Here is a 25,766-nt window from a genome sequence, read left to right as displayed (position 1 = left end):
CGTGCATACTCAGTAGGGTGTGGAGCCATGGAGATATACATACCGGGTATGCATCCACGCCCGCAAGGGGCTCACGGCCGACGTCGGCGACAGCGCAACGTCGGTCAGTGTCGTCCGGCATGATGGCGGCCGTGGACGAGGACTCCTTCTGGCGACTCATCGAGTACTGCACTCCGGACAGCCCTGATCCAGGCAACCGCGGCTTGGTCGCTGCGCTCATCAAGACCCTCGGCAGTGGGCCCGTGTATCGGGTCGTCGGGTTCGCCGAGCAATTGTCGTGGGCGTTGTACCGGCTGGACCGGAACGAGCTCGCGGAGGGCCACTCCGGCGACAGCTTCCTGTACGCCCGCGCCGGCGCTGTCGCTGCCGGCCGAACCGTCTACGAGAGCGTTCTTGCCGACCCGCGCGTGTTCGAGCAGTTCACCAGCGATGGGGCGGAGGAGCTGCTGTACGTACCGGACCGGGTATACCTCGACCTGACCGGCGAGGAATGGGACCGGCGGACCCGCTACAGCTACGAGTCGTACTCGAACGACGATGGATGGGCCAAGGGGTAGCGTCCCAGCCGGAATGAGGACTGACGAGCCTGGTGCATGTCCGTTGATCGTTGCGTGCTATCACAGACGCATGCGCTACACCTCGGAGACCGTGTCCGACGGCGTCATCGAGCGCTTCTTCACGCACGAAGACGCCCACGGCGTGGTCTGGTCGCCGTCCGAGGCGGCGGCACCGCGTGCCAGTCCCCTGATCCTGCTCGGGCACGGCGGCGGGCAGCACAAGGCCGCCGACGCGCTGGTCGCCAGGGCGCGCCGCTACGTCACCGATGGCGGGTTCGCGGTGGCCGCCATCGACATGCCTGGTTACGGCGACCGCCCGCACACCGAGCGCGGCCGGCAGTTGCTCGGCGCGATCAGGGAGCGGTCCGCTGCCGGCGAAGCGCCACTGGCAGCTGACGTCGTCCGCTTCAATACCGAGGTCGCCGCGCAGGCGGTGCCCGAGTGGCGGGCGACGCTGGACGCGCTGCTCGGCCAGGCCGGCATCGCTGGGCCGGTCGGCTACTGGGGCGTCTCCTTCGGCACCGCCGTCGGCGTGCGGCTGCTCGCCGCCGAGCCGCGCATCGCCGCAGCGGTGCTCGGGCTGGCGCATGGGCGCGCGTTGCTCGACCTCGCGCCGGCCATCACGATCCCCGTCGAGTTCGTTCTGCAATGGGACGACGCCATCGTGCCGAGGGAGGCAGGGCTCGCGCTGTTCGACGCGTTCGGCTCGGCCGAGAAGACCCTGCACGCGAACCCCGGCGCGCACACCGAGACCCCGGCGTTCGAGCTGGACAGCTCGCTTCGTTTCTTCAGCCGCCACCTGCGGCGAGGCTAGCCGATCGGGCTCGACAGGTCCCCCGCCAGCAGTGACTGCGGGACCTGCGTGAACGTCCAGCCGCCGGTGCCGGCGGCGCGTGTGAAGACGTAGACGATGTCGAACCTGGCGCCGGGCCAGGAGGTCGGGGGCTTCGGCGTCACCTGGCCGAGGCCGGCGATGATGTCCGGGATGTGCTGGTGCTCCCAGGCGACGAGCGTCGGCCCCGAAGGGCCGGTCGGGCCCATCAGCCACGTGGCGAGCGCCGCCTCCTGGCCGACCGAGAACTGCGTCTCAAGCGTCACGCCGAGGGCCGAGGCCAGCGGCGTCACCGTCTCCTGCGGACGCTTGCTGTTGCTGCCGCCGGTGCCCGCCGCGGCTGCGGCCACCACCGCGGGCCGGGTCAGACCGGCACGCAGCGCGACCGGCCCGCCGGAGGAGTCGCGCGGGTCGAACAGGCCGACCAGCGCCCCGGCCCGGGTCCAGCCCTGGATCGTGAGCGAGTGGTCGTCCTGCACGCCGTCGGCGGTGAGGCCGTACGGGGCGCCGGAGCCGGTGGGCTTCTCGGCGTGCCGGATGATCATCAGAACGTCCATGCCGCCCTCGCCCACATTGCTTGCGCTTGCGCTACTGCTGCTGACCGCGGCGCCGGCGCCAGCGCCATCCTGCTTATCGTGCTTGTGCTTCCCGCCGCCGGAACACGCGGCAAGCGCCGGCAGCACCCCACCGACGGCCAGCGCAGCGAGCACGCCGCGCCGACCGAATCGCCCCTCTGTCACCCCTGAACCCTATAACAACACCCGAAGTTTCCCCGCCGGTCTGAATCGGCGCCGATTCAGAATCCGCGCTCAATGAGGGATCGAACCTCCAGCTCCGCGCCGAAATCCACCGACGAGCCGCACACCACCTGAACCTCCTTCCGCCGGCCCTCGTAGTCGATCCACACCGGCCCGTCATCCCCGTGCAGCCGATGCAACGACAGAGTGCTGAGTCGCCCGCCGCGCCACACCAGATCCACAGCCAGCCCGCCCCGGCAACGAACGCCCCGAACCGCACCGTCAGGCCACTCCGGCGGCAAGGCCGGCAGAACCCTGACAACCCCGCCATGGCTCTGCACCAGCATCTCCACCACGGCCGCCATCAGCCCATAGTTGCCATCCATCTGGAACGGCGGATGCGTGCTGAACAAGTTGGGCAGCAACCCGCCCCACTCCGTCCCCTCCGGCGGCGCGCTCAGCAGCGGATCGCCGGAGTACGGCTGAACCGCCTCCAACAGCAGCTCGCGCGCCACCGCAGCATCGCGCAACCGAGCCCGCAACGTGATCTTCCACGACCACGACCAGCCCATCGCCCCCGGCCCGCGCCGATCCAGCGTCGCCAACGCCGCCTGGGCCAGCTCCGGCGTCCGATCCGGATCGATCTGGTCCAGCGGGTGGACGCCCACCAGGTGCGACATGTGCCGGTGCTGCGGATCCTGCTCGACGTGGTCCTCGCCCCACTCCAGCAGCCGGCCGTCGGCGGTCAGCCCCGGCGGTCGCAACCGCGGCAGCGCAGTCCTGATCTCAGCACACACCGAGTCCTCGACACCCAGCAACTCCGCGGCCGCGAGGCACCGAGTGAACAGCGCACGGATCAACGCCATGTCCATCGCCGTCGAGACCGACAACGACTCGATCGTCCCGGCGCGCGAGACGAACAGGTTCTCCGGCGAGGTCGACGGAATCGTGTCGAGCAAACCGTCCGCGCCATCCACCAACCAGTCCAAGCAGAACTCGGCACACCCGCGCATCAGCGGCCACGCCCGATCGCCCAGGAACTCAAGGTCCTGACTGAACTCGAAGTGGTCCCACAGATGCTGGGTCAGCCACACACCACCCATCATCCACAACGCCCACGACGGATTGCCGTGCCCCATCCCGACCGGCAGAGCCCAGCCCCACATGTCGGTGTTGTGGTGCGCGAGCCAGCCGCGCGCGCCGTAGAGCTCCCGCGCGACCGGCGCCCCGGCCTCGGAAAGCCGCTCGATCAGGCCGAACAGCGGATCGTGGCACTCGCCCAGACCGGCCTGCTCGGCGCCCCAGTAGTTCATCTCGGTGTTGATGTTGATCGTGTAGTTCGACGACCACGGCGGGCTCAGTTCCTGGTTCCAGATGCCCTGAAGGTTCGGCGGAGGACCGCCGCCGGGCCGGGACGCCGAGGCCAGCAGATACCGGCCGAGCTGGACGATCACCGTCGCCGTCAGCTGCTCGTCCTTACCGGACAACACATCCGCGGCTACGTCGAACGTCCCGGACCGGCGCGCGCCGATCGTCAGCTCCATACCGCCGAGCAGTCCGCGCAGATCCTCTTCGTGCTCGCGCAGCAGCTCAGAAGCCCCGCGCGCGGCAGCGACCTCAGCACTCTGCGACGCACGTCGCAGGTGTTCGTCCCGCGAAGCCGGAGAGTTCCGCGACCAGAAGTCGGCGCCGCTCGTCGAGCTGGTCACCACGACCAGCAACCGCGAAGCCCCAGCCACCCGCACGACCCCGTCGACCACGCGCACGTCGCCGTCGGTGTCGACGGCCATTGCCGCCACGCCGAACGGGTCGTACCCGTCGACCGGACCCTCGACCGGACCGTCGCCATAGCGATGCGGCGGCGCGGTCGGCTCGTGCGTCGGAGCGCCGTCGATCGGCATCTCGACGGCCAGGCTCAGCCCGGTCCGCCCCACGACCCGCAACTCAGAAGTGAGTTCGAGGTCGATGTCGACGCTGCCCTCGGCGACCTCCAGCGCGACGCACAGCGCCCCGGCCGGCCGACTCGCCCACGTCCGCCGCACGATCCGGCGGCCGTCCAGCTCGATCTCCTCGGCGACGACACCGCTGTCGAGGTTGAGCGTCCGGCCCCGGTAGTCGCCGTCCCCGTCGAGAGACATCCAGAGATCGACGAACGGCAGGTACTCCTGGCTGTACCGGCCCTCGAACAACATCGCCAGACTGTCAGCCCGCCGATAGTCCTCCGCCCGGATCGCCTCGCGCAGCTCGGCAAGCCGCTCCGGACCGGCACCCGCACCGAGAACCGCGGCGAGCCCCTCAGATGGGCTCGACGGAGTGCCGGACCACACGCTGGAATCGTTGATCTGCCAACGCCCCAGCCGCACCCCGCCGAAGACCATCGCCCCGAGCCGGCCGTTCCCGACCGGCGCGGCCTCGAACCAGCTGCCCGCCGGCCGAGGCCAGGCCAGCTTCAGATCGCGTGACGTCACAGCATGATCCGGTCTACGTCGGGCGAGTAGGTGGTGGAGTCAGGACCGGTGAAGGTGATGGTGTTGGCTCCGGCCCGCAACGGCAGGGTGATCGTCAGGGTTCCGACCGTGTTCCAGCCGCCGGTGCCGGGGGCCTGGACGGTGGTCTCCGGACCGCCGTTGGCGCTGTAGGTGAGCGGACGGCCGTTGGTGTCGCCGTCGTCGTAGACCACGGTGATGGTGTGCGGGCCCGCCTTGGCCGCCTTGACCCCGGTGAACGTCAGCGCGCCCTCGTGGCCGAGGCTGCCGACCTTCTGCGATCCGGAGCAGCCGCTGCATCCGGTGACGGCCGCGCCGCCGGTCAGGACGTTCAACGGCGACTCCGCCTCGTACGAGACCAGGCTTCCGCCGCTCGGCACGACCTTCAGCAGCCGGGAGCCGTGCGCCGGCAGCGTGGCGGAGAACTGGCCGGACATCGCGCCGAGGCTCTGGTGCGTCCACAGGTCCCGGACCGTCGCCGATCCGCTGACGCCGAGCGAGGCGAACGGCGCGGTGACGGTCGCCGGGGCCGTGCCGAGGTTGAAAAGCGCCACGGTGAGCGAGCCGTCGGGGTTGCGGCTGTACCAGACTTGCTGATCAGTGTCCTGTGTCAGCGGCCGGGCCGGACGGCCGGCCTGGTCGACCCCGATCACCTCGTCGTTGCCGAGCAGCGACAGGCCGTAGGAGTCGAGCTTCGTCAGGTCGTCCCCGGTGTACAGCGGCGCGGCCTCGATCGCCCACAGCGTCATGTAGCTCTGGCGCTCGTCGTTGGTCAGACCGTCCATCGAGCCGACTCCGACGTCCAGGGAGTCCAGGTTGTTCCAGCCGCCGGGCTTGGCGTCGGCGATCCACGGGATGACGTCGGTCCAGCGTCCGACCACCGAGTTCTGCCAGGTCACCAGCGAGTTGCAGTAGCACTCCACGTCGGTGTCGATGCGCCAGCCGTTGGAGTAGCGCTGCCAGGTGGCCACGTGCGCGTGGTCCAGCGACCAGGACAGGACGAACTGGATGTCCCGGCCGGTCCGCTTCAGGGCCTGCGACCACGCGGCGACGTCCGCGGTGTTGTCGTAGTTGTTGCCGCTCTTCACCGAGCCCGGGCCGACGCCGTCCATCTTCAGGAAGTCCATGCCCCAGGAGGCGAGGCGGTTGGCTTCGGCGTCGACGAACTTCTGCGCGCAGGGATTGGAGAAGTCGATTTTGTAGGCGCTGTCCCAGCCGTTCGTGGTGCGCAGATCGGAGTAGACGATGTCATGGGTATGACACGAGGGCGCACCGGCGATCGGGAAGTTCCCGGCCTGGTAGTCGGCGATCTCCAGCCCGACCGGCAGGTACAGGCCGAGCTTGAGGCCTTCGCGGTGGACGTGGTCGGCGACCGCCTTGATGCCGTCGGGGAAGCGGGTCGGGTCGGCCTTCGGGATGCCGTTGCCGTCGTACTCCGTCTTCCACTTGTCGTCCACCCACCAGCCGGCGTCGATGTTGACGTAGGTGTAGCCGTGCGGCTTCAGCTTGGCGGCCATGACGTCGGCGTTGGCGATGACCTCGGCCTCGGTGAGCGAGCCGCCCTGGCCGGCGGCGTTGACGCCGGGAGCGGTGGTGGACTCCAGACTCCAGCTGCTCCAGCCCATGTAGGGCTTGGCGGCGGTGGCGACGTTGGCGGCGGTCGCCACGTCAACGGCGGTGCTGCCGCCGTCGGCCGTCCCGGGAGCCCGGGCGGCGCCGGCGGCGTCGGGAAGCTGGATCAGCCCGAGCGCCGGCAGCGTGCCGAGCAGGGCGGCGAGCACGACCGCGCGGCGCGGCCGTCTGATGCTTATGCGCATGATGATTCCCTCAGGTCAGGTCTTGCTGGCCCCGATGGTCAGACCGCCCACGAAGTGGCGCTGCAGGACCAGATAGATGAGCAGCGTCGGGATGCACGTCAGGAGCGCCCCGGCGGCGATGAGGTTGGGATTGGTGAAGTACTCGCCCGACAGCCCGGCCAACGCCGAGGTGACGGGCCGCTTGTCGCCGGTCTCCATGAGGATCAGCGACCAGAAGAAGTCGTTGTAGATCCAGATCGACTCCAGCGTGGCCAGCGCGGCGAAGGCCGGCCGGCACAGCGGCAGGATGATCTGGAAGTACTGCCGCCACACCGGCGCGCCGTCCACCAGCGCCGCCTCGCTGATCTCCCGCGGGATCGTGCGCATGTAGTTGCTGAGCACGAAGACGCAGAAGCCGCACTGGTAGGCGACGTGGATGGTGATGACGCCGAACGCCGAGTCGTAAAAGTACCCGGAGCCGCTCAGGAAGCTCGGCAGCGGCAACTGGAGGTAGAGCTTGTACAGCGGAGTGATGATCACCTGGGCCGGCAGCAGGTTCCCCGCCGTGAACAGCATCAGCAGCGCGATGTTGAACCGGAAGTCGAACCGGGAGACGAAGAAGGCCACCGCCGAGGCGAACAGCAGCGTCAGCAGCACCGCCGGGACGGTGATCAGCAGCGAGTTCCAGAAGAAGTGCGGCATGCCGGACTGGTCGAACGCCGTGCTGAAGTTGTCGAAGCTCAGGCCGTGCGGCCAGCTCAGATAGCCGTGTTCGGCGGTGTCCGAGTACGAGCGCAGCGACGTGAACAGCGCCCAGGCCAGCGGGATGAGCCAGCCGACCGAGACCAGGGCGAGGAACACGTGCCGGCCGAGCCCCCGCGGTCTGCGGCTCCGGGTCGCCGGACGCCCGGCCGGGGCCGCCGCCTTCGGCAGGTCGGTCGCGGTGGTCGTGGTCATGCCTGGCGCTCCTTCCGGAAGTTCTGCACGAGGAAGGTGACGATCGCGGCGAGCGACACCACCAGCAGCACGGTGGCCAGCGCCGAGCCGTACCCGGGGCGGGGCGACTCACCGACGGTGTTGTTGGTGATCAGCAGCGACAGCAGCTCCAGGCCCTGTTTGCTGCCGTTGTTGCCGGAGAGCACGTAGACCATGTCGAACGCGCGCAGCGACTCCATCACCGTGACCACGATGATCGTCACGTTGATCGGCTTCATCGCCGGCACGATCACCCGCAGGAAGGTCTGCCGGCCGTTGGCGCCGTCGATCGCGGCCGCCTCGCGCAGCGAGGGGTCCACGCTCTTGAGGCCGGCCAAGTAGAGGATCATCACGTAGCCGGTGTGCCGCCACGCCGAGGCCACGAGCACCGCCCACAGGTTCAGGTGCGGGTCGCCGAGCCAGTCGATGTAGTGCTTGCCGCTGGGGTTGTTGGTCCCCAGCACGCTGTTGAGCAGGCCGTGGTCCGGGTCGTAGACGATCTCCCAGATGAACCCGACGACCGCCGTGGACAGCACCACCGGCAGGAAGATCGCCATCTGGTAGACCCGGCTGAACCTGATCTTGCGGTCCAGCTGGTAGGCCAGGAAGATGCCGGCCGGCGTCGGCACCAGCGCGGTGAACACCATCCAGATGACGTTGTGCTCCACGGCCGGCCAGAACGGCGGGTAGTTCGTGAAGATGTTCTTGTAGTTCTGCAGGCCGACCCAGTGGATCGAGGAGAGCCCGATGCCGTCCCACTGGGTGAAGGAGATCCCCACCGAGGCCAGCGCCGGGAGCCAGACGAAGGCGAGCAGCGCGAGCAGCGGCACCCCGATCAGCACCGCGAGGAAGAGCTTGTCCCCGACGGACAGCACCCGCGTGCGGGGTCTGCGCCGTGGTGCCGCGGCCTTGGCGTTCTTGCCGGTCACGTCAGCTGTGAGGGCCATGCCACTCCCCTTCGTCCTCTTGCCGTCCGCCGCCCGCCATCAGGACGTGAAGTACTGGGAGCGCTGGGACTCGATCTTCTTCAGCGTGGACGCCCCGTCGTCGGGCGAGGCCAGCCACTGCGCGAATCCGGGTTCGACCACGGCCGAGATGAAGCCCGGGTCGCTGTCCCGGTCGCCGAACTGGGTGATGTACTTCGCCGAGGCGATCATCTGCGCCGACTTCTGCTGCAGCGCGTTGTACTTGCTGGTGTCGGCCTTGGTGCTGGCCCCGACGTTGCTCGGGTCGACGCCCGCGTAGACGGTCTCGGCGGCCGAGGTGCCGATCCACTCGAGCATCTTCTTGCCGGCGTCCACGTGCTTGGCCTTGGCGCTCAGGACGAAGCCGTCGGTCGGCGCCTCGACGGCGTCCTGACCGTGGGTCGGGTCGATGGCCGGGAAGGCGAAGAAGTCCATGTCGTCGCGCAGCGACTCGTCCGTGATCGCCTGGCCCATGAACAGGCCGGTGACCGTCATCCCGGACTTCTTGTCGAACACCGACTGCGCCGCGTCCTGCCACTTGCGCCCCGAGGCGCCGGCCTCCAGGTACGGGGAGAGCTGCCGCCAGTGATCCATCACGGCGTTCAGCCGGGGGTCGGACCACGCAGCCTTGCCGCCCATCAGCTGCATGTGGAAGTCGTAGCCGTTGATCCGGAGGTTGAGATAGTCGAAGGTCCCCAGGTTGGTCCAGGAGTCGCCGCCGCCGAAGCCGGCCGCGAGCGGGGACAGGCCGTCCTTCTTCATCTGCGCGCACAGCGCGACGAAGCTGTCCCAGTCGGCGGCCGGCTGGTAGCCCTTGGCGGCGAACAGGCTCTTCCGGTAGAAGACGCCCCACGGGTAGTTGTAGAGCGGGACGAAGTAGGCCTTGCCGTCCAGGCCCAGGCTCAGCTTCTTCGCGGCGTCGGAGAAGCCGCCGCCGATCTGGGCCCAGACGTCGTCGATCGGGTGCAGCAGGTTCTTCTGGGCGAAGAACTGCATGCGGTAGCCGGCGAACCAGGTGACCACGTCCTCCGGGGTGCCCTGCAGGTACGCGGTGATCTGCTGGGCGAAGGTGTTGTGGTCCAGGGTGTTCGTGCGGACCTGCATGCCGCTGGCGGCCGTGTAGGCGCTGGTGAGCGCGCCGTAGGCCTTGCGCGGGGTCGGGTCCGAGCCGTCGGAGCCGAACGTCACCTGGCTGCCGCCGCCCCCGCTGCCGCTGGAAGAGGCGTTGCTCTTGCCGCAGGCGGCGAGCGCGGGGCTGGCCAGCAGCAGGCCGGCGCCGCCTATCGCGCCGCGAAGCAGGGTACGACGATCGGTGATCGGTCCACGGGACATGGTCGTCCTCCTGAGTGAGGGGTGAGGGTATGGGAGATCGCCTGCGGGCGGGCAGGTCCCCGTGGTGCGTCGAAGGGTGCGTCGAAGGGTGCGTCGAACTCCGGGTCCGGCGGGTGCCGGTCCGGTCAGAGGTCGGGGGTGTTCGGTGTTGTGAGGGTCGAAGCCGAAGCCCGCTAGCGGCGAGCGGGCGCGAACAGGGTCTGGATGCCGACCGAGGCGGCGCCGCGCGCCCACTCCTCGAACGGCAGCGGCCGGATGGTGAGCGGGCACCGGGCCGCCGCACCGAAGGCGTGGGTGGCGTACGCCTCCCGGATCTCGGTCTCGAACAGGTCGTAGGCGTCCAGGCCCTCCCCGGACACCACGATCCGCTCCGGGCCGATCAGGTTGACCACGGCGGTGATGCCGAGCCCGATCGCGGTGCCCGCCTCGGAGAACAGGGCGCGCACCGGGGCCGAGCCGGACCGGGCGAGCTCGGCGGCCTCGGTGAAGGTGAGGTCGTCGCGCCCGGTCAGCTGCCGGGCCCGGCCGGCGATCGCCTCAGTGGCGGCGATCGCCTCGACGCAGCCCCGGGCCCCGCAGTGGCAGCGCGGTCCGGAGGCGTCGACGCAGACGTGGCCGACCTCGCCGGCCACGCCGTAGGCCCCGGACAGCAGCCGGCCGCCGGTGACGATGCCGCAGCCGATGCCGGCGCCGACGGTGACCAGGGTGAAGTCGTCGGTGCCGACGCCGTCGCCGAACCAGTGCTCGGCGACGGTGAGCGCCTTGACATCGTTCTCGACCACCACGGCCAGGCCGGTCGCCGCGCCGACCGGACCGGCCAGCTCGACGTTCTCCCAGCCCAGCAGCGGCGAGAGCCGGACCAGGCCGGCGGCCGGATCGACGTCGCCGGAGACGGCCAGGCCCAGCAGGCGGGTCCTGGCGCGCAGCTCCGGTTCGGCGTCGAGCAGTTCGTCGACCAGCGCGGTGAGGGTGGCCAGCACGGTCGCGGGCCCGCAGTCCGCCAGCGGCCGGTGTGCCGAGGTCCGGATCCGCGCCTTGAGGTCGCAGACCACGCCGATCACCTCGTCGGCGGTCACCTTCACCCCCGCGACGAACTCCCGGTCCGGGGTGATCGCCAGCGGGCTCACCGGGCGGCCGGCGCCGGGCGCCGTCCGCTCGGAGTCCAGTTCGTGCAGATAGCCGTCGTCCAGGAAAGGCCGGGCGGCCTTGGTGACGGCGGCCGAGGAGATGCCGAGCCGCCGAGCCAGGTCGACCCGGCTGAGCGGGCCCTCGGTCAGGACCATGGCCAGCACGGCGGTCGCAGCCGGGGTGGCGGCGAGCGGCTGGGGTGCTCTGTACCCCATCCAGGAGCTCGGCTTCGGAGACATGGCGGAAACCTAAGCGCAATAATTTCTTTCGTCAAGTATTGATTCCGAGCGAAGGCCCGCCCTACGCTCGCAGCTCGCGGCTCCCACCGCCCTAGACCTGTTTGGTGAGGTTGACCTGTGCGTGTTCCCCCGCAACCCGTGACCTACGACGCTGCCCGCGGCACCTGGCTGCTGACCACACCCGACACCAGATACCTGCTGCGCACCGATCCGGACGGCAGCCCCCGGCACGTCGCGTGGGGCACGCCGGAGGCCGTCGCAGCCCACGCCGACGCCGGCGCCCTGACCTCGCCCGGGAACGCCAACAGCTTCGCCGGCGACGGCGTGGCCGACGAACTCGGCATCGAGACCGGCGCCCGCTTCGGCCCGGCCGGCCTGCAGGTCCGCTTCGCCGACGGCACGCGCGGCGCGCAGTGGGGCCCGGCCGCTCACGAGATCAGCACCGGCCCCGATAACAGCGACGGGCACCTGGTGATCCGGCTCCAGGACCGCCGCTACCCGCTGTCGGCGGAGCTGCACTACCGGGTGTATCAGGACACCGACGTCATCGAGCGCTGGACGGTGCTGGCCAACGACGGCCACGAGCCGATCAGCGTCGGCCGCCTGGACTCGGCCGCCTGGAGCCTCCCGCGCCTGACCGACTACCGGATGAGCCACGTGGTCGGCGGCTGGAACCACGAGTTCCAGCCGCGCCGCGGCCAGGTCCCGGTCGCCGAGACGGTGTTCACCAGCCGCCGCGGCCTGACCGGACACCAGGCCAACCCCTGGCTCGCGATCGACGACGGCACCGCCGACGAGGACCGCGGCGCGGTCTGGAGCACGGCGCTGGCCTGGAGCGGGAGCTGGCGGATCACGCTGCACCGGGACCCGTCCGACCGCGTCACCTGGACCGGCGGCTTCGGCCACGAGGGCATCGGCTGGACCCTGGCCCCGGGCCAGAGCCTGGCCACCCCGGTCTTCGCCGGCCTGCACACCACCGGCGGCTTCGGCGGCGCGGCCCGCGCCTGGCACGACTACGTCCGCCGGCACGTGTCCCCGACGCCGCACGAGGACCGGCCTGTCGTCTACAACTCGTGGGAGGCGACCGGCTTCGCCGTGGACGAGGCCGGCCAGCTCCGGCTCGCCGAGGCCGCCGCCGGGATCGGGATCGAGCTGTTCGTCCTGGACGACGGCTGGTTCGGCGGCAGGCGCGACGACACCGCGGGCCTCGGCGACTGGCAACCGTACCCGGGAGCGTTCCCGCAGGGCCTCGAACCGCTGGTGGAGAAGGTGCACCAGCTGGGCATGCGCTTCGGACTGTGGGTCGAGCCGGAGATGGTCAACGCCGACAGCGACCTGTACCGCGCGCACCCGGACTGGGTCGTGCACACACCGAACCGCGACCCGACCGAGCTGCGGCACCAACTGATGCTGAACTACGGACGCGCCGACGTGGCCGAGTGGGCCCACCAGTGGCTCGACCAGCTGGTGCGCGAGTACGGGATCGACTTCCTGAAGTGGGACGCGAACCGCGCCGTCACCGACGCCGGCTGGCCCGGGCATCCCGACCCCGACCGGCTGTGGATCGACCACACGCGTGCCGTCTACCGCATCATGGACCAGCTCCGCGCCGACCACCCGCGGCTGCGCATCGAGGCCTGCGCCGGCGGCGGCGGCCGTGCCGACCTCGGCGTGCTGGCGCGCACGGACCAGGTGTGGACGTCGGACAACACCGATCCGGTGGACCGGCTGGCGATCCAGCACGGCTTCGGGATGGTGTTCCCCGCCGAGGTCATGGCGGCGTGGGTGACCGACAGCCCGAACATCGCGACCGGTCGGACGACGCCGCTGCGGTTCCGGTTCCACGTCTCGATGGCCGGCGCGCTGGGGATCGGCGGGAAGCTGACGGAGTGGACGCCGGACGAGTTGGAGGAGGCTGCGGGGTTCGTCGCGCAGTACAAGCGGATCCGGCATGTGGTGCAGCACGGTGTGCTGTATCGGCCCTCGACGGAGGGGCGTTCGACGGCAGTGCACTATGCGTCTGCCGATGGTGCGGAGCATGTGGTCATCGCTTGGCGGACCGCTACTGGGTTCGGGCTGCCGCAGCCGTTGGTGCGGCTGAGCGCGCTGGATGCTGAGGCCGAGTACTACGACGTCGATCGGGACGTGCGGATCAGCGGCGCGGTGGCGCGGACCGGGTTGGAGGTGGAGCTGCCGGGTGGGGATTACGGCAGTGCTCTGCTTCATCTGCGGCGGGTGTAGGCGACGCTCACAGGCGGCGCGTGATCATCGCTCCGGCTACTCAACGCCGGCGATGATCGCGCGCGCCGTCCGCGCCGCTCGTTCCGCGGTCTCGTCCAGCGCGTCCGGCTCGATGCCGAACAAGCCCTGGCGCAGGAACACGGCCAGCCCGTGGGCCGCCGAGGAGATCCGCAGCAGGAGGTCGAAGGCCGCCGCCTCGTCCGAAGCCACGCTGCTGGCGAGCGGAAGCAGCGTCGCCAACAGAAGGTCGCCGGCTTCGGCGAGTTCGGGATGGCGCGCCTTGTCGAGGCCCGCGTAGAAGGTCACGTCGAACAGCGCCGGCCGCTCGGCGGCGAAGCGCACGTAGGCGGCGGCGAACGCGGCGAGCTGATCGGCCGGGTCGTCGAACCCGGACACCGCCGCCGAGTACAGCTCCCGCTGCTCGCGGTAGCCGGTGACGGCCAGCGCCGCGAGCAGCGCCTCCCGGTCGGCGAAGTGCTTGTAGGGCGCGGCGACGCTCACGCCGGCACGACGGCTCGCCTCGTTCAGGCTGAAGCCGTGCGGCCCCTTCTCGGCGACGAGTTCGAGGGCCGCCTTTTCCAGGGCGTTGCGCAGGTCGCCGTGGTGGTGGCCGGTGGGGCGGCGCTTGACGGGGGGCGGCATGGGGTTAAGGTTAACACTATTCACCAGGTAAATGGTGTTCACCTTGCGAGGAGAGCGAGAGACCCTTGTCCAGCACGACCAGCACGACCAGCACAGCCGCCGCACCGGCGTTCCGCGTCCACCACATCAGCCTGTCGGTCGCCGACCTCGACGTGCAGGAGCGCTGGTACCGCACCGCCCTCGGCCTCGATCAAGTCGAGGAGCGCCTGGAACTGCCCGAAGCCGGCGTCCGCACCGCCATCCTGAGCAACGGCGCGGGCCTGCGCGTGGAATTCACCGAGCGCGCAGGCTCCACACCGATCGACACCCCGGACCCGTTCGCGGCCACCGCACGCCAGACGTTCACGCACCTGGCGCTGCACGTCGCCGACCTCGACGCCGCCTTCGCGCGCCTGACCACCGAATGCGCCGCGCCCGCCGTCGTCAAGCCCGGCCCCGGTGCCACCGCGGGCGTCCGATACGCCTACGTCCACGACCCCGAGGGGAACCTCATCGAGCTGATTCAGCCCGCAACTCACTGAGAGGCGTTGCAGCCGGCAGCTTCCGCACCGCGGCTCTCAGCCGCCGGCGACCTCCGCGCTGATCTGCGCGAACTGCGCACCCATCGCCTCGGCGAGCGCCTGCGCGCCGGACAGCGGCCGGACCATGACCATGAAGTCGTCGATCTTGCCCTCGTCGTCGAAGTGCAGGAAGTCGCAGCCGTTGACCTGCTTGCCGTTCACCGTGGCCGTGAACACGAGCGCGTGGTCGCGGCCGTCCGCGCCGGCGATCTCGCGGACGTAGCGGAAGTCCTCGAACACCCGCAGGACGCCGCGCAGGATCGCCGCGGTGATCGGCTTGCCGGGGTAGGGCTTGAACGCGACAGGGCTGGTGAACACGACGTCGTCGGCGAGCATCGCCTCGATCGCCGCCGTGTCTCGGGCCTCCACCGCCGCACGGAACGGGTGCATGGTGCTCCTGGTCGGGCAAGCTGAGCTACTGCTCAGTAACGACTGGGTCGTGCCCCACAATAGCCCTCCCCGGCGTTCCCTCAACCCGTCACGGTGATGTGCCCTCCGGTCCCGATCCCGACCGGGACCGGCCCCTGGCAGCCGTGCACCGGCGTGGCCGCCGAGTCGAGGATGCCGGTGACCCAGTTGTCGGTGCCGTCGTCGTAAACCGACCAGGCTACACGCTTGCCGACGAGCGTCGCGTTGCCGCTGGACGCCGTGATCTGCCCGGTCGCCACCGCGTCGTCGCCGCCGACGTCCAGGCAGCTGATCGTGCCGCTGTAGCTCGTCGACTTGGCGATGTCGGGCTGGTAGAGCGAGTACGTGAACGTGCCCTGAGCCGTCGTCGTCGCGGCCCCGGCGGCGACGGCCGCGCTGGTAGTCAGCGTGTAATACCCGCCGGTGGCCGGATCGACCCCGGTGACCGTGCCGCTGAGCTGCCGCGCCGGCACCTGGCTCGGCTGGCCGCCAGTCAGGGTCCTGGCACCGGTCGGTCCAAGCCGGCCGCCGCTTTTGACAATGACCGAGCTACTGGAGAGCGGGAAGAACGGGACAGCACCCTGCCCCTCGGCAACCGGCTGCCCCGCGAACCCCCAGACGAATCCCACGCGCGTGCCGTCGGGACGCTCGTCGAACGTCATCGCGACCTTGGCCCCGACCAGGGTGAGCCCGGGGTTGGCAGGATCATCGGCGGCCGTGATCACCCCGTTCACCACGGCCATCTGCCCCGCCGCCGCCACGGAGACGACGGTTCCGGAGAACTCCGTGTACAGCGAACCGTCAGCGCGCCGATGGGTGACTTCGAAGGTCCCGGACGGATCGGGCGACGCCTGAGCATTGACAGTGAAGTCGATGGGGTCCCCGGCCCATTGCGGAAAGAGGTCGCCAGGCAGATTGCCGCTCCCCTGCCCGATGACAGAAACCGCCGATACCCCCGGAGCCTCGGCGGCAGCAGTAGTGGCCGTCCCCGCCGCCACACCGACGGCGACAAGCACAACAGCAAACCGATGACGCAGTGCAGACATCATGAACTCCCCGTTCTGGATGTTGACGGCGTTAACTTGCCGCCCCAGCCAGCATGCCGAACCGATGTTAACGGCGTCAACTTCCGGCCGAGCAAAGAACGGCGAGCAGCGCCACTTACTCAGGACTCTGGCATCTCATCCCCGCCGGTCCGGATGGCGTAGATCACCGCCTGCACCTTCATCACGACCGGCCACAACGGATGCCCCGTCCCGGCCCGCCCCCAGAACGCCTCGGTCGGCAGATCGGCGAAGCGCCCCGCGCCGGTGTTGACCACATGCACGCGAGTCATGCCGCGCGGCGGACGCTCCCCGTCATCCACCGACGAGAAGTACTTCAAGTAAGCCTGCGTCGTGGTGAGCAGCCGCCGCGCCGACCGTTCGGCAGCCGCCGCCTCCAGCAGGCCGACCGGACCGCTGACATCGACGTAGAGGTTCGCCGCGCCGCCGGCGACCACCGACAGCGCGACGTAGCCGTTCTCCTGACCGACGTCGACCAGGATGCCGTGCACGTCCGGGTGATCGGGGTGCCGCGGGATCGGTCCACGCTGCGCCGACTCCAGCGCCATCAACCGCATGGCGCTGTAAAGATCCCTGTCGGACGGCGCGTTCTTCCCGCGATTGTTCTTGGCGAACATGCTCACCTCCGGATAACCCGAAACGGAACGTGGTGGACGACCCCGCTTCCCCGTGACTGAGCAGATCCACAGAGTAAGCGGCCGTATCAGAGCACGGCATTCCGATCGGGCAGTCGAGCCCAAACCGTGACTTCCCGGCGGAGCCGGCCGACCGGCGCGGCACCGCCCCCGCGCAAGCCTCCCGAAACAACCCCGACACAAACCATTGCGTCACCGGAAACCCCGGTGCTACCGTCACGCCACGCCACATCGAATCAGTTCGACGATCCGAAGGGAGCACGGTATGGCCGTCACGATCGCCGACGTCGCGAAGCGCGCCGGAGTCTCGCGCAGCACCGTGTCCTACGTCCTGAGCGGAACCCGCTCCATCTCCGCGGAGACCCGGGCCCGCGTGGAGCAGGCGATCGACGAACTGCAGTTCCGCCCGCACGCCGGGGCGCGCTCCATCCGCAGCGGCCGCAACGGGGTCATCGCCATGGCGCTGCCCATGGTCTACGGCCCGCACAACCAGGTGCAGATGCCCTACGTCTGGGCGTCGCTGACCGCGGCGCAGGACCTCGGGCTCAAGCTGCTGATGCTCACCGACGACGACGGCGAGACCGCGATCCGGGACACCGTGACCGGCTCCCAGGTCGACGGCGTGATGCTGATGGAGGTCCAGCGCAACGACCCGCGCGTGGCCCTGCTCAGCACCCTGCGATGCCCCGCGGTGCTGGTCGGGACGCCCGACGACAGCGCCCGGCTGCCCTACGTCGACTTCGACGCGGCGCTGGCCGGCCGGCTGTGCGCCGAGCACCTGCTGGAGCTGGGGCACCGCCGGGTCGGCTACATCGGGCAGTCGCAGTCCACGTTCCGCCGCGACGTCGCCTACGCGATCCACGCCCGCGACGGGGCGCTGGCCACGCTGCGCGGGCAGCGGGCCAAGACCGCCTGGACGCCGTGCGACGGGCAGCCGGCCGAGGTGGCGCGCGCCGTGGACGGCCTGCTGGCCAAGGTCCACGGCCTGACCGGCCTGATCGTCTACAACGAGCGCGCGCTCCCGCTGGTCCTGGACCGTCTCAGCGGTCTGGGGCTGCGGGTGCCGCAGGACGTCTCGGTGGTCGCGGTGTGCCCCGACGACGAGGCCGAACGGCTCGCGGTGCCGGTCAGCGCCGTGTCCCTGCCGGTGGAGGAGCTGGCCCGCACCGCGGTCCGGCTGCTGGCCGGGCAGGTCAACGGGGAGTCCGTGCCGTCGGTGACGATCCTGGCGCCGACGCTGAAAGTCCGTGACACCACCGCGCCGGCTCCGGCCGGCGGCACCGGCCGTTCCTGAGCCGGCCCCTCGCGCCTCGGCGCCGCGCTCCTGAAAAGGGCCGGTGCCCGCGCGTGCCCTTTGTCGAATCGATTCGAAAGGTAAAGGCCATGATATCTGGTGCTCCGGGCCGCCGGCCCGCCACGACCGGCGTCGGCGCCCTGGCCGTCGCCTCCGCCTGCCTGCTGGTCCTGACCGCCTGCGGTTCCGGCGGCTCGTCCTCCTCCAGTTCCGGCGCAGGCTCAGGCGGCGTGCTGACGCTGAACGAGACCGACTACTACGGCTCGGCCCCGCAGAACACGCAGATCCAGGGCGTCCTCGACGAGTGCGCCACGCAGGTCGGCGGCGTGAAGGTGGTGCACCACGAGCTCCCGCGCGAGCAGCTGATGCCCAAGCTGCTCCAGCAGGCGTCCTCCAAGTCGCTGCCCGACCTGCTGCTCGTCGACAACCCCGACCTGCAGCAGGTCGCCTCGACCGGCGGCCTGGTCTCGCTGTCGGCCGCCGGGCTGTCCACCGACGGCCTGTTCCCCTCGATCGTCTCGGCCGGCGCCTACCAGGGCCAGATCTACGGCATCGCCCCGGGCGTCAACGGCCTGGCGCTCTACTACAACAAGGACCTGTTCGCCGCCGCCGGCCTGACCCCGCCGACGACCTGGGACGAGCTGACCGCCGACGCGCAGAAGCTGACCGCCGGCGGCAAGCAGGGCATCGCGTTCTCCGCGGTCGGCAACGAGGAGGGCAGCTTCCAGTTCGAGCCCTTCTTCTGGACCGCCGGCGCCGATCTGAAGACCCTGAACTCCCCGCAGGCGGTGCAGGCGCTGACGCTGTGGAAGACCTTCGTGGACAAGGGCTGGGCCTCGAAGTCGGTGGTGAACTGGACCCAGGCCGACGTCGACCAGCAGTTCGCGGCCGGCAACGTGGCGATGATGGTGAACGGCCCCTGGCAGCTGCCGGGCCTGAACGCCAAGACCGGCCTGCACTTCGGCACCGTCCCGATCCCGGTCCCCTCGGCCTCGGCCAAGCCGGTGACGCCGCTCGGCGGCGAGGTGTGGGCCGTCGGGCACAGCAACGCCGGCCGCGAGGCCAAGGCGGTCGCGGTGGTCAAGTGCCTGATGAGCCCGGACCGCGCGAGCGAGTGGTCGAAGGACGCCGGCTACATCCCGAGCAACCAGGCCGCCGCCGCGCAGCTCGGCGCCTCCGACCCGCAGTTGCAGGCGTTCGTCACCGAGATCGCCACCGCGCAGGCCCGCACCGCGGAACTCGGCACGGCCTACCCGAAGGTGAGCACGGCGCTGTCCACCGCGATCCAGGCGGCGCTGGCCGGCGGCACCTCGCCGCAGGACGCGCTGAACCAGGCGCAGAGCCAGGCCGGATCCTGACGATGGCGGCGATGACCAGCAAGTCCGCCGCGTTCTCCGTCCCCGCCGCTGCTGCTACGGCGGCGGGGCCGGGGACGGACTCGGGGCGCGCGCTGCCCGATCGCGACAGCCACAGCCACAGCGACCACGGCAGCGGCACCGGTCGCAGCGGCCAAGGTGGTCGCGGCGGCCGAGGCAGCCGAGGCGGACGCCCCCGAGCCCGCCGTAGCACCGCCTGGCGCGTAGCCGGATTCGTCGTCCCGGTCTGGATCTACATCCTCTGCTTCTACGTCTACCCGCTGATCGCGAACGTCCGCATGGGATTCCAGGACTACTCGGTCTCCTCCTTCTACTCCGGCTCGGCGCCCTACGTCGGCTTCGCGAACTACCGCTCGGTGTTCCACAGCCCGCAGTTCGCCGGCATCGTGACCAACACGCTGCTGTTCACCCTCGGCTCCCTGGTCTTCCAGTTCGGGATCGGCCTGGCGTTGGCAGTGTTCTTCCGCCGCAAGTTCCCGCTCAACGGCGTGCTCCGCTCGCTGCTGCTCGTCCCGTGGCTGCTGCCGCTGGTGGTGTCCGGGACGGTGTGGCGCTGGATGATGTACGCCGACTCCGGCGTGCTCAACCGCATGCTGCTGAACCTGCACGTGATCACCCACCCGGTGCCCTGGCTGGTCAGCACCACCTGGTCGCTGACCGCCGTCACGCTGGTCAACGTCTGGGTCGGGATCCCCTTCAACATGGTGATCCTGTACGGCGGGCTCCAGGGCGTCCCGGAACAGCTCTACGAAGCCGCGGCCATCGACGGCGCGAACGCCTGGCAGCGCTTCCGGCGGATCACCTGGCCGATGCTGCGCCCGGTGACGCTGGTGGTGCTGACCCTCGGCCTGATCTACACGGTCAAGGTGTTCGACGTCATCCAGATCGTCACGCAGGGCGGCCCGGCGAACTCCTCCCAGACCCTGACCACCTACGCCTACAACCTGTCCTTCCAGCAGCTGGAGTTCGGCAAGGGCGCGGCCGTCGGGAACCTGCTGATCCTGGTCGCGATCGTCTTCGCCGCCCTGTACCTGCGGTCGGTCCGGGAGCCGGAAGGACGGAACCGATGAGCAGGCAGGGCCGCAACGCGGCGACGACGACCACCGTCGGCGTGGTGATCGTGGGCATCATGCTGTTCCCGCTGTACTGGATGGTCAACGCCTCGCTGCTGAAGCCGTCCGACCTGGTCAGCCGCAGCCCCGTCTGGTTCCCGCTGCACGGGACGCTCGCCGGCTATCGCAGTGCCCTGAGCGCCGAGGGCGGACACCTGATGGTGAGCCTCGTGGTGTCGCTCGGCACCGTGGCGGTGACCCTGCTGATCGCGGCACCCGCCGCGTACGGCCTGGCCAAGCTGCGCGTGCCGGGACGGCGGGCCCTGATGTTCGCGCTGCTGGTCGCGCAGATGATCCCGGGCATCGTGATGGCCAACTCGCTGTACATCTCGGCGAACAAGCTCGGCATGATCAACTCGCCCTTCGCGCTGATCCTGGCCGACTCCACGCTGTGTGTGCCGTTCGCGACGCTGATCCTGCAGTCGTTCCTGAAGGGCGTGCCCGACGAGTTGGCCGAGGCCGCGTCCCTGGACGGCGCCTCGCGGCTGCGGACCTTCGTGTCCGTGATCCTGCCGGTGGCCCGCAACGGCGTCATCACCGCGGCGCTGTTCTCGTTCCTGTTCACCTGGGCCGACTTCCTGTTCGGCGTCACGCTCACCACCGACGACAGCCGGGCGCCGATCACCGTCGGGCTCTACCGGTTCATCGGCGCCAACCTCGTGGACTGGAACGGCGTCATGGCCACCGGCGTCATCGCCTCGGTCCCGGCGGCGGTGCTGCTGGTCGCCGCGCAGCGCTACGTCGCGGCCGGCATCGGCAACGCCGCGCTCAAGGACTGAGAACTCTGAATGAGCGCCCTGACGGACCGCAGCCGGTCCCTCGCTCCGACCGCATCTCTTCGATCCCGGGAGACCCCGTGCTCAACCCGTTCGCCCTCTCCGACGAGGTCCTGACCTGGCGCGGCGGCCACCACCTGCTGACCGTCGAGCCGTGGGGCGCCGACAGCGTGCGCGTGCGCGCCGGCCTGCACCGGATCGTGCCGGACCTGCCCGGTGCCCTGGAGTCCGACCGCCCGACCATGAACCCTGACATACGGCTGGAGATCGCCGCCGACGGACAGTCCGCGACGCTGGTCAACGGCCGGGCCGACGTCCGCATCGACGCGGCCACCGGCCTGCTGACCGTCCGGCATTCGCAGACCGGCGCCGAAGTCCTGCGGGAGCAACCTGCGCACTTCTGGTGGCCCGGCGCACGGCACTTCGAGGCGGCCGGCGGCGGACTCCACCGCATCGAGCAGCGCTTCGCGTCCGATCCCAGGGAGCGAATATACGGGCTCGGACAGCACGGCCACGGCCGCCTGGACCAGAAGGGCATGGTCCTGGAGCTGGCGCAGCGCAACGGCGAGGTGTCGATCCCGTTCGCGGTGTCCAATCGTGGCTACGGCCTGCTGTGGAACAGTCCGGCGGTGGGCCGGGTCGAGTTCGCCGAGAACGGCACGCGGTGGGTGTCCGACCGGGCCCGGCAGATCGACTACTGGCTGACCGTCGGCGACACTCCGGCGCAGATCCTCACCGCCTACGCGGGGGCCACCGGTTTCCCGTCGGCGATGCCGCGATGGGCATCAGGGTTCTGGCAGAGCAAGCTCCGCTACCGCAACCAGGAGGAACTGCTGGAGGTGGCCCGCGAATACGCGCGCCGCGGGCTGCCGCTGTCCGTGCTCGTCATCGACTACCTGCATTGGAAGCATCTCGGCGACTGGGATTTCGACACGGCCGACTGGCCGGACGCGCGCACCATGGTCGAGGAGCTGCACGCGCTGGGCATCGAGCCGGCGGTGTCGGTGTGGCCGTCGGTCAGTCCGTTGTCCGAAAGCTACGCGACCATGCGGGACGCCGGAATGCTGGCCACGGCCGACAACGGCGCGGCGATCACCGGGGCCTGGCCGGACGGCGAGTCGGGGGCTGAGATCGGCGTCGGCTTCTACGACGCCACCGATGCCCGAGCCCGTGCCCACCTGTGGGAGCGGCTTCAAACCAACTACTACAAGCTGGGGATCCGCGCGTTCTGGCTCGACGGATGCGAACCGGAGCTCCGGCCCGCTCCGCACACGCTGACCTACGCGGCCGGCGTCGGCAGCGAGGTGGCGAACCTGTATCCGCGCGAGCATGCCCGAGGCGTGTTCGAGCACATGCGCGCGGCCGGTGAGACCGAGGTGCTGTCCCTGGTGCGCTCGGCGTGGGCCGGGTCGCAGCGGTATGGCGTGGCCTTGTGGTCCGGCGACATCGAACCCACCTTCGCCGCCCTGGCCGCCGCGATCCCCGCCGGACTGAACGTCGCCATGTCGGGGCTGCCGTGGTGGAACTCCGACATCGGCGGGTTCCACGGCGGGGACCCGGACGACCCGGCGTACCGGGAGCTGGTCGTGCGCTGGTTCCAGTTCGGCGTCTTCTGTCCCCTGTTCCGGCTGCACGGCCACCGCGAGCCGCGCGTCAGCCACGGCACGGTCGGCGACGGCGGCGGCCCGAACGAGGTCTGGGCGTACGGGCCCGAGGCGTACGAGGCGATCACCGCGATGCTGCGGCTGCGGGAGCGGCTGCGGCCTTACATCCACGCGCACCTGCGCGACGGCGAGACCAACGGCATCCCCCTGATGCGGCCGCTGCTGCTCGCCTTCCCCGACGACGAGGCCGCCTGGGGGGTCGAGGACCAGTACCTGTTCGGCCCCGACATCCTGGTCGCCCCGGTCACCGCGCTCGGCGCCCGGCAGCGCCGCGTGTACCTGCCGGCCGGTGCGGAGTGGACGCACACCGGAACCGGGCGCCGATATCCCGGCGGATCGCACGTCACCGTCGACGCGCCGCTGGATGCCATCCCCTTGTTCGTGCGTGACGACGCCGAGCCACCCCTCGCACCACCCGTTTCCGAGGAGGCGCAATGAAGCGAACGACCCCGCACCGACCGCGCTACGGCCTGACCTCCCGATCCCGACGCGACCAGTCCGACCAGTCCGACCAGCCTGAACGCCCCGCGCGCCGCGCCCGCCGCACGCGCCGCACCCTGACCGGCGCGCTCCTGGTCGCCGCCGTGACCGTGGGCGCCGCACTGACCGGAGTACCTTCTGCTGTGGCCAACGCACCGGACACGACCGTCACCGTCGACGTCTCGCAGACCGGCAAGGCACCCACGCACGCCGGCGCCGGCTTCCTCTACGGCCTGAGCCAGGACGGGAGCGGCCCGTCCGACGCCCTCCTGCAGCCGCTGGCACCGACGCTGTTCCGCGGCGGCGGCGCGCGCCTGACCGGCGGCGGCTGGATCGGCGACGGGTACTCCGCCGGCAGCGGCTACCGGGCCCGCATCAACTCCGCCGTCGCCCAAGCCCGCCGGGTGACCACGGCGCCCTACAACGGCCGTTACGACCTCCTCGTCTCGGACCTCTACGGCGCCGACACGACGCAGCCTTCGAACACCGTCTACCCCTGCGACAACGGCGACTGCTCGAACTGGAAGGCCTTCATCGACCAGGTGGTCGGCGATGTCCAGGCCTCCGGGGTCACCGTCGCCTACGACATCTGGAACGAGCCCGACGGCACGGGCTTCTGGCAGCGCGGCGTGAACAGCGCGCAGTACTACCAGATGTGGGACACGGCGGTGAAGGAGATCAGGAGGCTGAGTCCGTCGGCGACGATCGTCGGGCCCTCCTACAGCGGGTACAACCACTCCTGGCTCGACGGCTTCATCGGCCAGACGAAGGCCGACAACACGCTGCCGAACGTCCTGAACTGGCACTTCGGCACCGATCCGGCCGCCGACGGCGCCGACGCGGCGTCGATCGTCGCGGCGCACGGCCTGAGCCCGATGCCGTTGTCCATCAACGAGTACCTGTTCGGCAACCAGCAGACGGCCGGCTACACGGCCTGGTTCCTGGACCGGCTCGCGGTCTCGAACATCGGCGCGGCGGCGCACGCCATCTGGAGCGACTGCTGCGTGGCCGGCACGCTGGACTCGGTGCTCGGCGGGACCGGCAACCTGGCCTCACCGACTGGTCAGTGGTGGGCTTATCGGGCTTATGCAAGCCTGACCGGCCACCTGGTCTCGGCCACGAGCGGCAACGCTGCCGTCGCGGTCGCCGCCTCGGCGGATCAGAACGCCGGCCAGGCCGACGTGCTGCTCGGCAACAACAGCGGGCAGACCGGGACCACGACGGTCACGGTGCAGGGGCTGGGGTCCACGCCCTGGCTCACAGCCGGCTCGACGGTGCACGCCACACTGATGCGCATCCCGGACAACACGCCGCTGTCACAGCCGATCACCGTGTCCGACACTGATGTGACGGTGAACAGCGGAAGCATCAGCCTGCCCGCGACGTTCCAGTCGGGCACCGACGCGTTCTGGCTGGTGCTGTCTCCGCACGGCGTCGCCATCACCGGCCCCGGCGGACCCGGCGGCGGGCAGATCTACGTCGACGGCAACGAGATCGGCACCGCCAACGACCAGTGGCAGTACGACGCGAACTGGGGCGAGACCTCCGGCGTGTCGGACATGTACGCCGGCACCGCGAACTGGAGCCACACGGCGGGTGCGACCGCGACGTTCCACTTCACCGGAACACAGGTGGCTCTGCACGCGGTGCGCGACGTCGACCAGGGCATCATGACGGTCTCCGTCGACGGCGGCGCGCCGACCTCGGTCGACAACTACGCGTCGTCGCGCAACGCGTCGGGGGTCGTGTGGACGAGCCCGACGCTCGCGGCCGGTTCGCACACGTTGACGGTCGTCAACACCGGCAATAAGAACAGCGCCAGCTCGGGGAACAACGTCGCCATCGACCGCGTCGACGTCACGACGTCGTCGGCGCCCGCGCAGACGATCGTGGACGGGAACGTCACCGGGAGCGGTCAGAACCAGTTCCAGTACGACACCAACTGGGGCCTGACGACCGGCGTGTCCGACATGTATCTGGGGACTGCGAACTGGAGCCACACGGCCGGGGCCACCGCGACGTTCCGCTTCACCGGAACGCAGGTCGCGCTGCACGCGGTTCACGACGTCGACCAGGGCATCATGACCGTCGCGGTCGACGGCGGCGCCCCGGCGACGGTCGACAACTACGCGCCGTCGCGGAACGCCTCGGGGATCGCGTGGACGAGCCCGACGCTCGCCGCCGGTTCGCACACGGTCACGATCGTCAACACCGGCAACCGGAACAGCGCCAGCTCCGGGATCAACATCGCCATCGACCGGGCCGACGTCACGCCGTAGCGCTACGACGAGTACGAGTGCGGGGCCGCAGTGCATCACACGCTGCGGCCCCGTGCTGATCAGGCCGCTCAGGCCGATCACGCTGATCGCCGGGCGCGACGTCGGCGCGGCCGGCCAGCAGTCCGCCGCTGTGCCAGCTCGCCCGGCCCACAGCCCTGGCCAGACCGCTGACTCGCCCGGCCCCGCAG

Annotated in this window: 21 protein-coding genes; 10 read left to right on the top strand and 11 right to left on the bottom strand. The window is 70.3% G+C overall.

Annotated features, from left to right (window positions below; all coding sequences use genetic code 11):
• The first annotated feature begins 122 nt into the window (after window positions 1-122).
• Both ABH920_RS20045 and ABH920_RS20040 read left to right on the top strand, forming a co-directional pair.
• Window positions 123-557 carry a DUF4240 domain-containing protein gene (locus tag ABH920_RS20045; protein ID WP_370350650.1) on the top strand — a complete coding sequence of 145 codons (435 nt, stop codon included), beginning with the start codon at window positions 123-125 and terminating at the stop codon, window positions 555-557.
• A gap of 70 nt (window positions 558-627) precedes the next feature.
• Window positions 628-1,371, top strand: coding sequence for an alpha/beta hydrolase (locus ABH920_RS20040; protein ID WP_370350562.1), 744 nt, complete (start codon window positions 628-630; stop codon window positions 1,369-1,371).
• Here ABH920_RS20040 and ABH920_RS20035 read toward each other — a convergent pair.
• The 7 genes from ABH920_RS20035 to ABH920_RS20005 form a co-directional block, all read right to left on the bottom strand.
• A complete protein-coding gene (locus ABH920_RS20035) occupies window positions 1,368-1,946 on the bottom strand; it encodes a hypothetical protein (protein WP_370350561.1) in 579 nt (192 codons plus the stop codon). The genes ABH920_RS20040 and ABH920_RS20035 overlap by 4 nt on opposite strands.
• Before the next feature lie 239 nt (window positions 1,947-2,185).
• A complete protein-coding gene (locus ABH920_RS20030; RefSeq protein WP_370350560.1) occupies window positions 2,186-4,594 on the bottom strand; it encodes a glycoside hydrolase N-terminal domain-containing protein in 2,409 nt (802 codons plus the stop codon).
• The gene (locus tag ABH920_RS20025) at window positions 4,591-6,429 is read right to left on the bottom strand and encodes a carbohydrate-binding protein (protein WP_370350559.1); all 1,839 of its coding nucleotides are present in this window, start codon (window positions 6,427-6,429) and stop codon (window positions 4,591-4,593) included. Before ABH920_RS20025 ends, ABH920_RS20030 begins: the two co-directional genes overlap by 4 nt.
• A gap of 15 nt (window positions 6,430-6,444) precedes the next feature.
• Complete coding sequence (locus tag ABH920_RS20020; RefSeq protein WP_370350558.1) at window positions 6,445-7,365, bottom strand: carbohydrate ABC transporter permease; 921 nt, start codon at window positions 7,363-7,365, stop codon at window positions 6,445-6,447.
• On the bottom strand, window positions 7,362-8,330 hold the full coding sequence (locus ABH920_RS20015) for a carbohydrate ABC transporter permease (protein ID WP_370350557.1): 969 nt from the start codon (window positions 8,328-8,330) through the stop codon (window positions 7,362-7,364). Before ABH920_RS20015 ends, ABH920_RS20020 begins: the two co-directional genes overlap by 4 nt.
• A 39-nt stretch (window positions 8,331-8,369) precedes the next feature.
• Entirely contained in the window at window positions 8,370-9,680 is a 1,311-nt protein-coding gene (locus ABH920_RS20010; protein ID WP_370350556.1) for an ABC transporter substrate-binding protein, read from the bottom strand.
• Between the two features lie 173 nt (window positions 9,681-9,853).
• Window positions 9,854-11,047 carry an ROK family protein gene (locus tag ABH920_RS20005; RefSeq protein WP_370350555.1) on the bottom strand — a complete coding sequence of 398 codons (1,194 nt, stop codon included), beginning with the start codon at window positions 11,045-11,047 and terminating at the stop codon, window positions 9,854-9,856.
• Between the two features lie 138 nt (window positions 11,048-11,185).
• On the opposite strand from ABH920_RS20005, the gene ABH920_RS20000 reads away from it, so the two are divergent.
• On the top strand, window positions 11,186-13,288 hold the full coding sequence (locus ABH920_RS20000) for an alpha-galactosidase (protein ID WP_370350554.1): 2,103 nt from the start codon (window positions 11,186-11,188) through the stop codon (window positions 13,286-13,288).
• 36 nt (window positions 13,289-13,324) lie between these two features.
• Here the strand turns inward: ABH920_RS20000 and ABH920_RS19995 are convergent, their stop codons facing one another.
• Window positions 13,325-13,930: a TetR/AcrR family transcriptional regulator gene (locus ABH920_RS19995; RefSeq protein WP_370350553.1), complete on the bottom strand. Its 606-nt coding sequence runs from the start codon at window positions 13,928-13,930 to the stop codon at window positions 13,325-13,327.
• Between the two features lie 65 nt (window positions 13,931-13,995).
• On the opposite strand from ABH920_RS19995, the gene ABH920_RS19990 reads away from it, so the two are divergent.
• Complete coding sequence (locus tag ABH920_RS19990) at window positions 13,996-14,451, top strand: VOC family protein (RefSeq protein WP_370350552.1); 456 nt, start codon at window positions 13,996-13,998, stop codon at window positions 14,449-14,451.
• 36 nt (window positions 14,452-14,487) lie between these two features.
• On the opposite strand, the gene ABH920_RS19985 is transcribed toward ABH920_RS19990, so the two are convergent.
• From ABH920_RS19985 to ABH920_RS19975, 3 genes are all read right to left on the bottom strand, one after another.
• Window positions 14,488-14,880 carry a nuclear transport factor 2 family protein gene (locus ABH920_RS19985; RefSeq protein ID WP_370350551.1) on the bottom strand — a complete coding sequence of 131 codons (393 nt, stop codon included), beginning with the start codon at window positions 14,878-14,880 and terminating at the stop codon, window positions 14,488-14,490.
• Window positions 14,881-14,960: 80 nt separating this feature from the next.
• The gene (locus ABH920_RS19980) at window positions 14,961-15,914 is read right to left on the bottom strand and encodes a hypothetical protein (RefSeq protein WP_370350550.1); all 954 of its coding nucleotides are present in this window, start codon (window positions 15,912-15,914) and stop codon (window positions 14,961-14,963) included.
• Window positions 15,915-16,063: 149 nt separating this feature from the next.
• A complete protein-coding gene (locus tag ABH920_RS19975; RefSeq protein WP_370350549.1) occupies window positions 16,064-16,579 on the bottom strand; it encodes a hypothetical protein in 516 nt (171 codons plus the stop codon).
• Window positions 16,580-16,862: 283 nt separating this feature from the next.
• Between ABH920_RS19975 and ABH920_RS19970 the strand changes: the two genes are divergently transcribed.
• The 6 genes from ABH920_RS19970 to ABH920_RS19945 all read left to right on the top strand — a co-directional run bounded on the left by ABH920_RS19970 (window position 16,863) and on the right by ABH920_RS19945 (window position 25,578).
• Entirely contained in the window at window positions 16,863-17,891 is a 1,029-nt protein-coding gene (locus tag ABH920_RS19970; RefSeq protein WP_370350548.1) for a LacI family DNA-binding transcriptional regulator, read from the top strand.
• An 89-nt stretch (window positions 17,892-17,980) separates the two neighbouring features.
• On the top strand, window positions 17,981-19,249 hold the full coding sequence (locus tag ABH920_RS19965; protein WP_370350547.1) for an extracellular solute-binding protein: 1,269 nt from the start codon (window positions 17,981-17,983) through the stop codon (window positions 19,247-19,249).
• An 11-nt stretch (window positions 19,250-19,260) separates the two neighbouring features.
• Window positions 19,261-20,337, top strand: a complete 1,077-nt coding sequence (locus ABH920_RS19960) for a carbohydrate ABC transporter permease (protein WP_370350546.1) — start codon at window positions 19,261-19,263, stop codon at window positions 20,335-20,337.
• Entirely contained in the window at window positions 20,334-21,158 is an 825-nt protein-coding gene (locus ABH920_RS19955; RefSeq protein ID WP_370350545.1) for a carbohydrate ABC transporter permease, read from the top strand. Before ABH920_RS19960 ends, ABH920_RS19955 begins: the two co-directional genes overlap by 4 nt.
• 77 nt (window positions 21,159-21,235) lie before the next feature.
• A complete protein-coding gene (locus tag ABH920_RS19950; protein ID WP_370350544.1) occupies window positions 21,236-23,257 on the top strand; it encodes a TIM-barrel domain-containing protein in 2,022 nt (673 codons plus the stop codon).
• A complete protein-coding gene (locus ABH920_RS19945; protein ID WP_370350543.1) occupies window positions 23,254-25,578 on the top strand; it encodes a hypothetical protein in 2,325 nt (774 codons plus the stop codon). Before ABH920_RS19950 ends, ABH920_RS19945 begins: the two co-directional genes overlap by 4 nt.
• The last annotated feature ends 188 nt before the right edge of the window (window positions 25,579-25,766 follow it).

Source organism: Catenulispora sp. EB89, from assembly GCF_041261445.1.
GTDB lineage: Bacteria > Actinomycetota > Actinomycetes > Streptomycetales > Catenulisporaceae > Catenulispora.
Note: the sequence above shows the minus strand (reverse complement) of the source record. Positions and strands in the feature narration are given on the sequence as shown.

Bases quoted from the DNA above. Each gene is read 5' to 3' on its own strand.
- ABH920_RS20020 (WP_370350558.1), bottom strand. From the start codon at position 7,365: ATGACCACGACCACCGCGACCGACCTGCCGAAGGCGGCGGCCCCGGCC.
- ABH920_RS19995 (WP_370350553.1), bottom strand. From the start codon at position 13,930: ATGCCGCCCCCCGTCAAGCGCCGCCCCACCGGCCACCACCACGGCGAC.
- ABH920_RS19955 (WP_370350545.1), top strand. From the start codon at position 20,334: ATGAGCAGGCAGGGCCGCAACGCGGCGACGACGACCACCGTCGGCGTG.
- ABH920_RS19945 (WP_370350543.1), top strand. From the start codon at position 23,254: ATGAAGCGAACGACCCCGCACCGACCGCGCTACGGCCTGACCTCCCGA.
- ABH920_RS19975 (WP_370350549.1), bottom strand. From the start codon at position 16,579: ATGTTCGCCAAGAACAATCGCGGGAAGAACGCGCCGTCCGACAGGGAT.
- ABH920_RS19985 (WP_370350551.1), bottom strand. From the start codon at position 14,880: ATGCACCCGTTCCGTGCGGCGGTGGAGGCCCGAGACACGGCGGCGATC.
- ABH920_RS19965 (WP_370350547.1), top strand. From the start codon at position 17,981: ATGATATCTGGTGCTCCGGGCCGCCGGCCCGCCACGACCGGCGTCGGC.
- ABH920_RS19960 (WP_370350546.1), top strand. From the start codon at position 19,261: ATGACCAGCAAGTCCGCCGCGTTCTCCGTCCCCGCCGCTGCTGCTACG.
- ABH920_RS20015 (WP_370350557.1), bottom strand. From the start codon at position 8,330: ATGGCCCTCACAGCTGACGTGACCGGCAAGAACGCCAAGGCCGCGGCA.
- ABH920_RS20040 (WP_370350562.1), top strand. From the start codon at position 628: ATGCGCTACACCTCGGAGACCGTGTCCGACGGCGTCATCGAGCGCTTC.
- ABH920_RS20025 (WP_370350559.1), bottom strand. From the start codon at position 6,429: ATGCGCATAAGCATCAGACGGCCGCGCCGCGCGGTCGTGCTCGCCGCC.
- ABH920_RS20035 (WP_370350561.1), bottom strand. From the start codon at position 1,946: ATGGACGTTCTGATGATCATCCGGCACGCCGAGAAGCCCACCGGCTCC.
- ABH920_RS20010 (WP_370350556.1), bottom strand. From the start codon at position 9,680: ATGTCCCGTGGACCGATCACCGATCGTCGTACCCTGCTTCGCGGCGCG.
- ABH920_RS19970 (WP_370350548.1), top strand. From the start codon at position 16,863: ATGGCCGTCACGATCGCCGACGTCGCGAAGCGCGCCGGAGTCTCGCGC.
- ABH920_RS20005 (WP_370350555.1), bottom strand. From the start codon at position 11,047: ATGTCTCCGAAGCCGAGCTCCTGGATGGGGTACAGAGCACCCCAGCCG.
- ABH920_RS20045 (WP_370350650.1), top strand. From the start codon at position 123: ATGGCGGCCGTGGACGAGGACTCCTTCTGGCGACTCATCGAGTACTGC.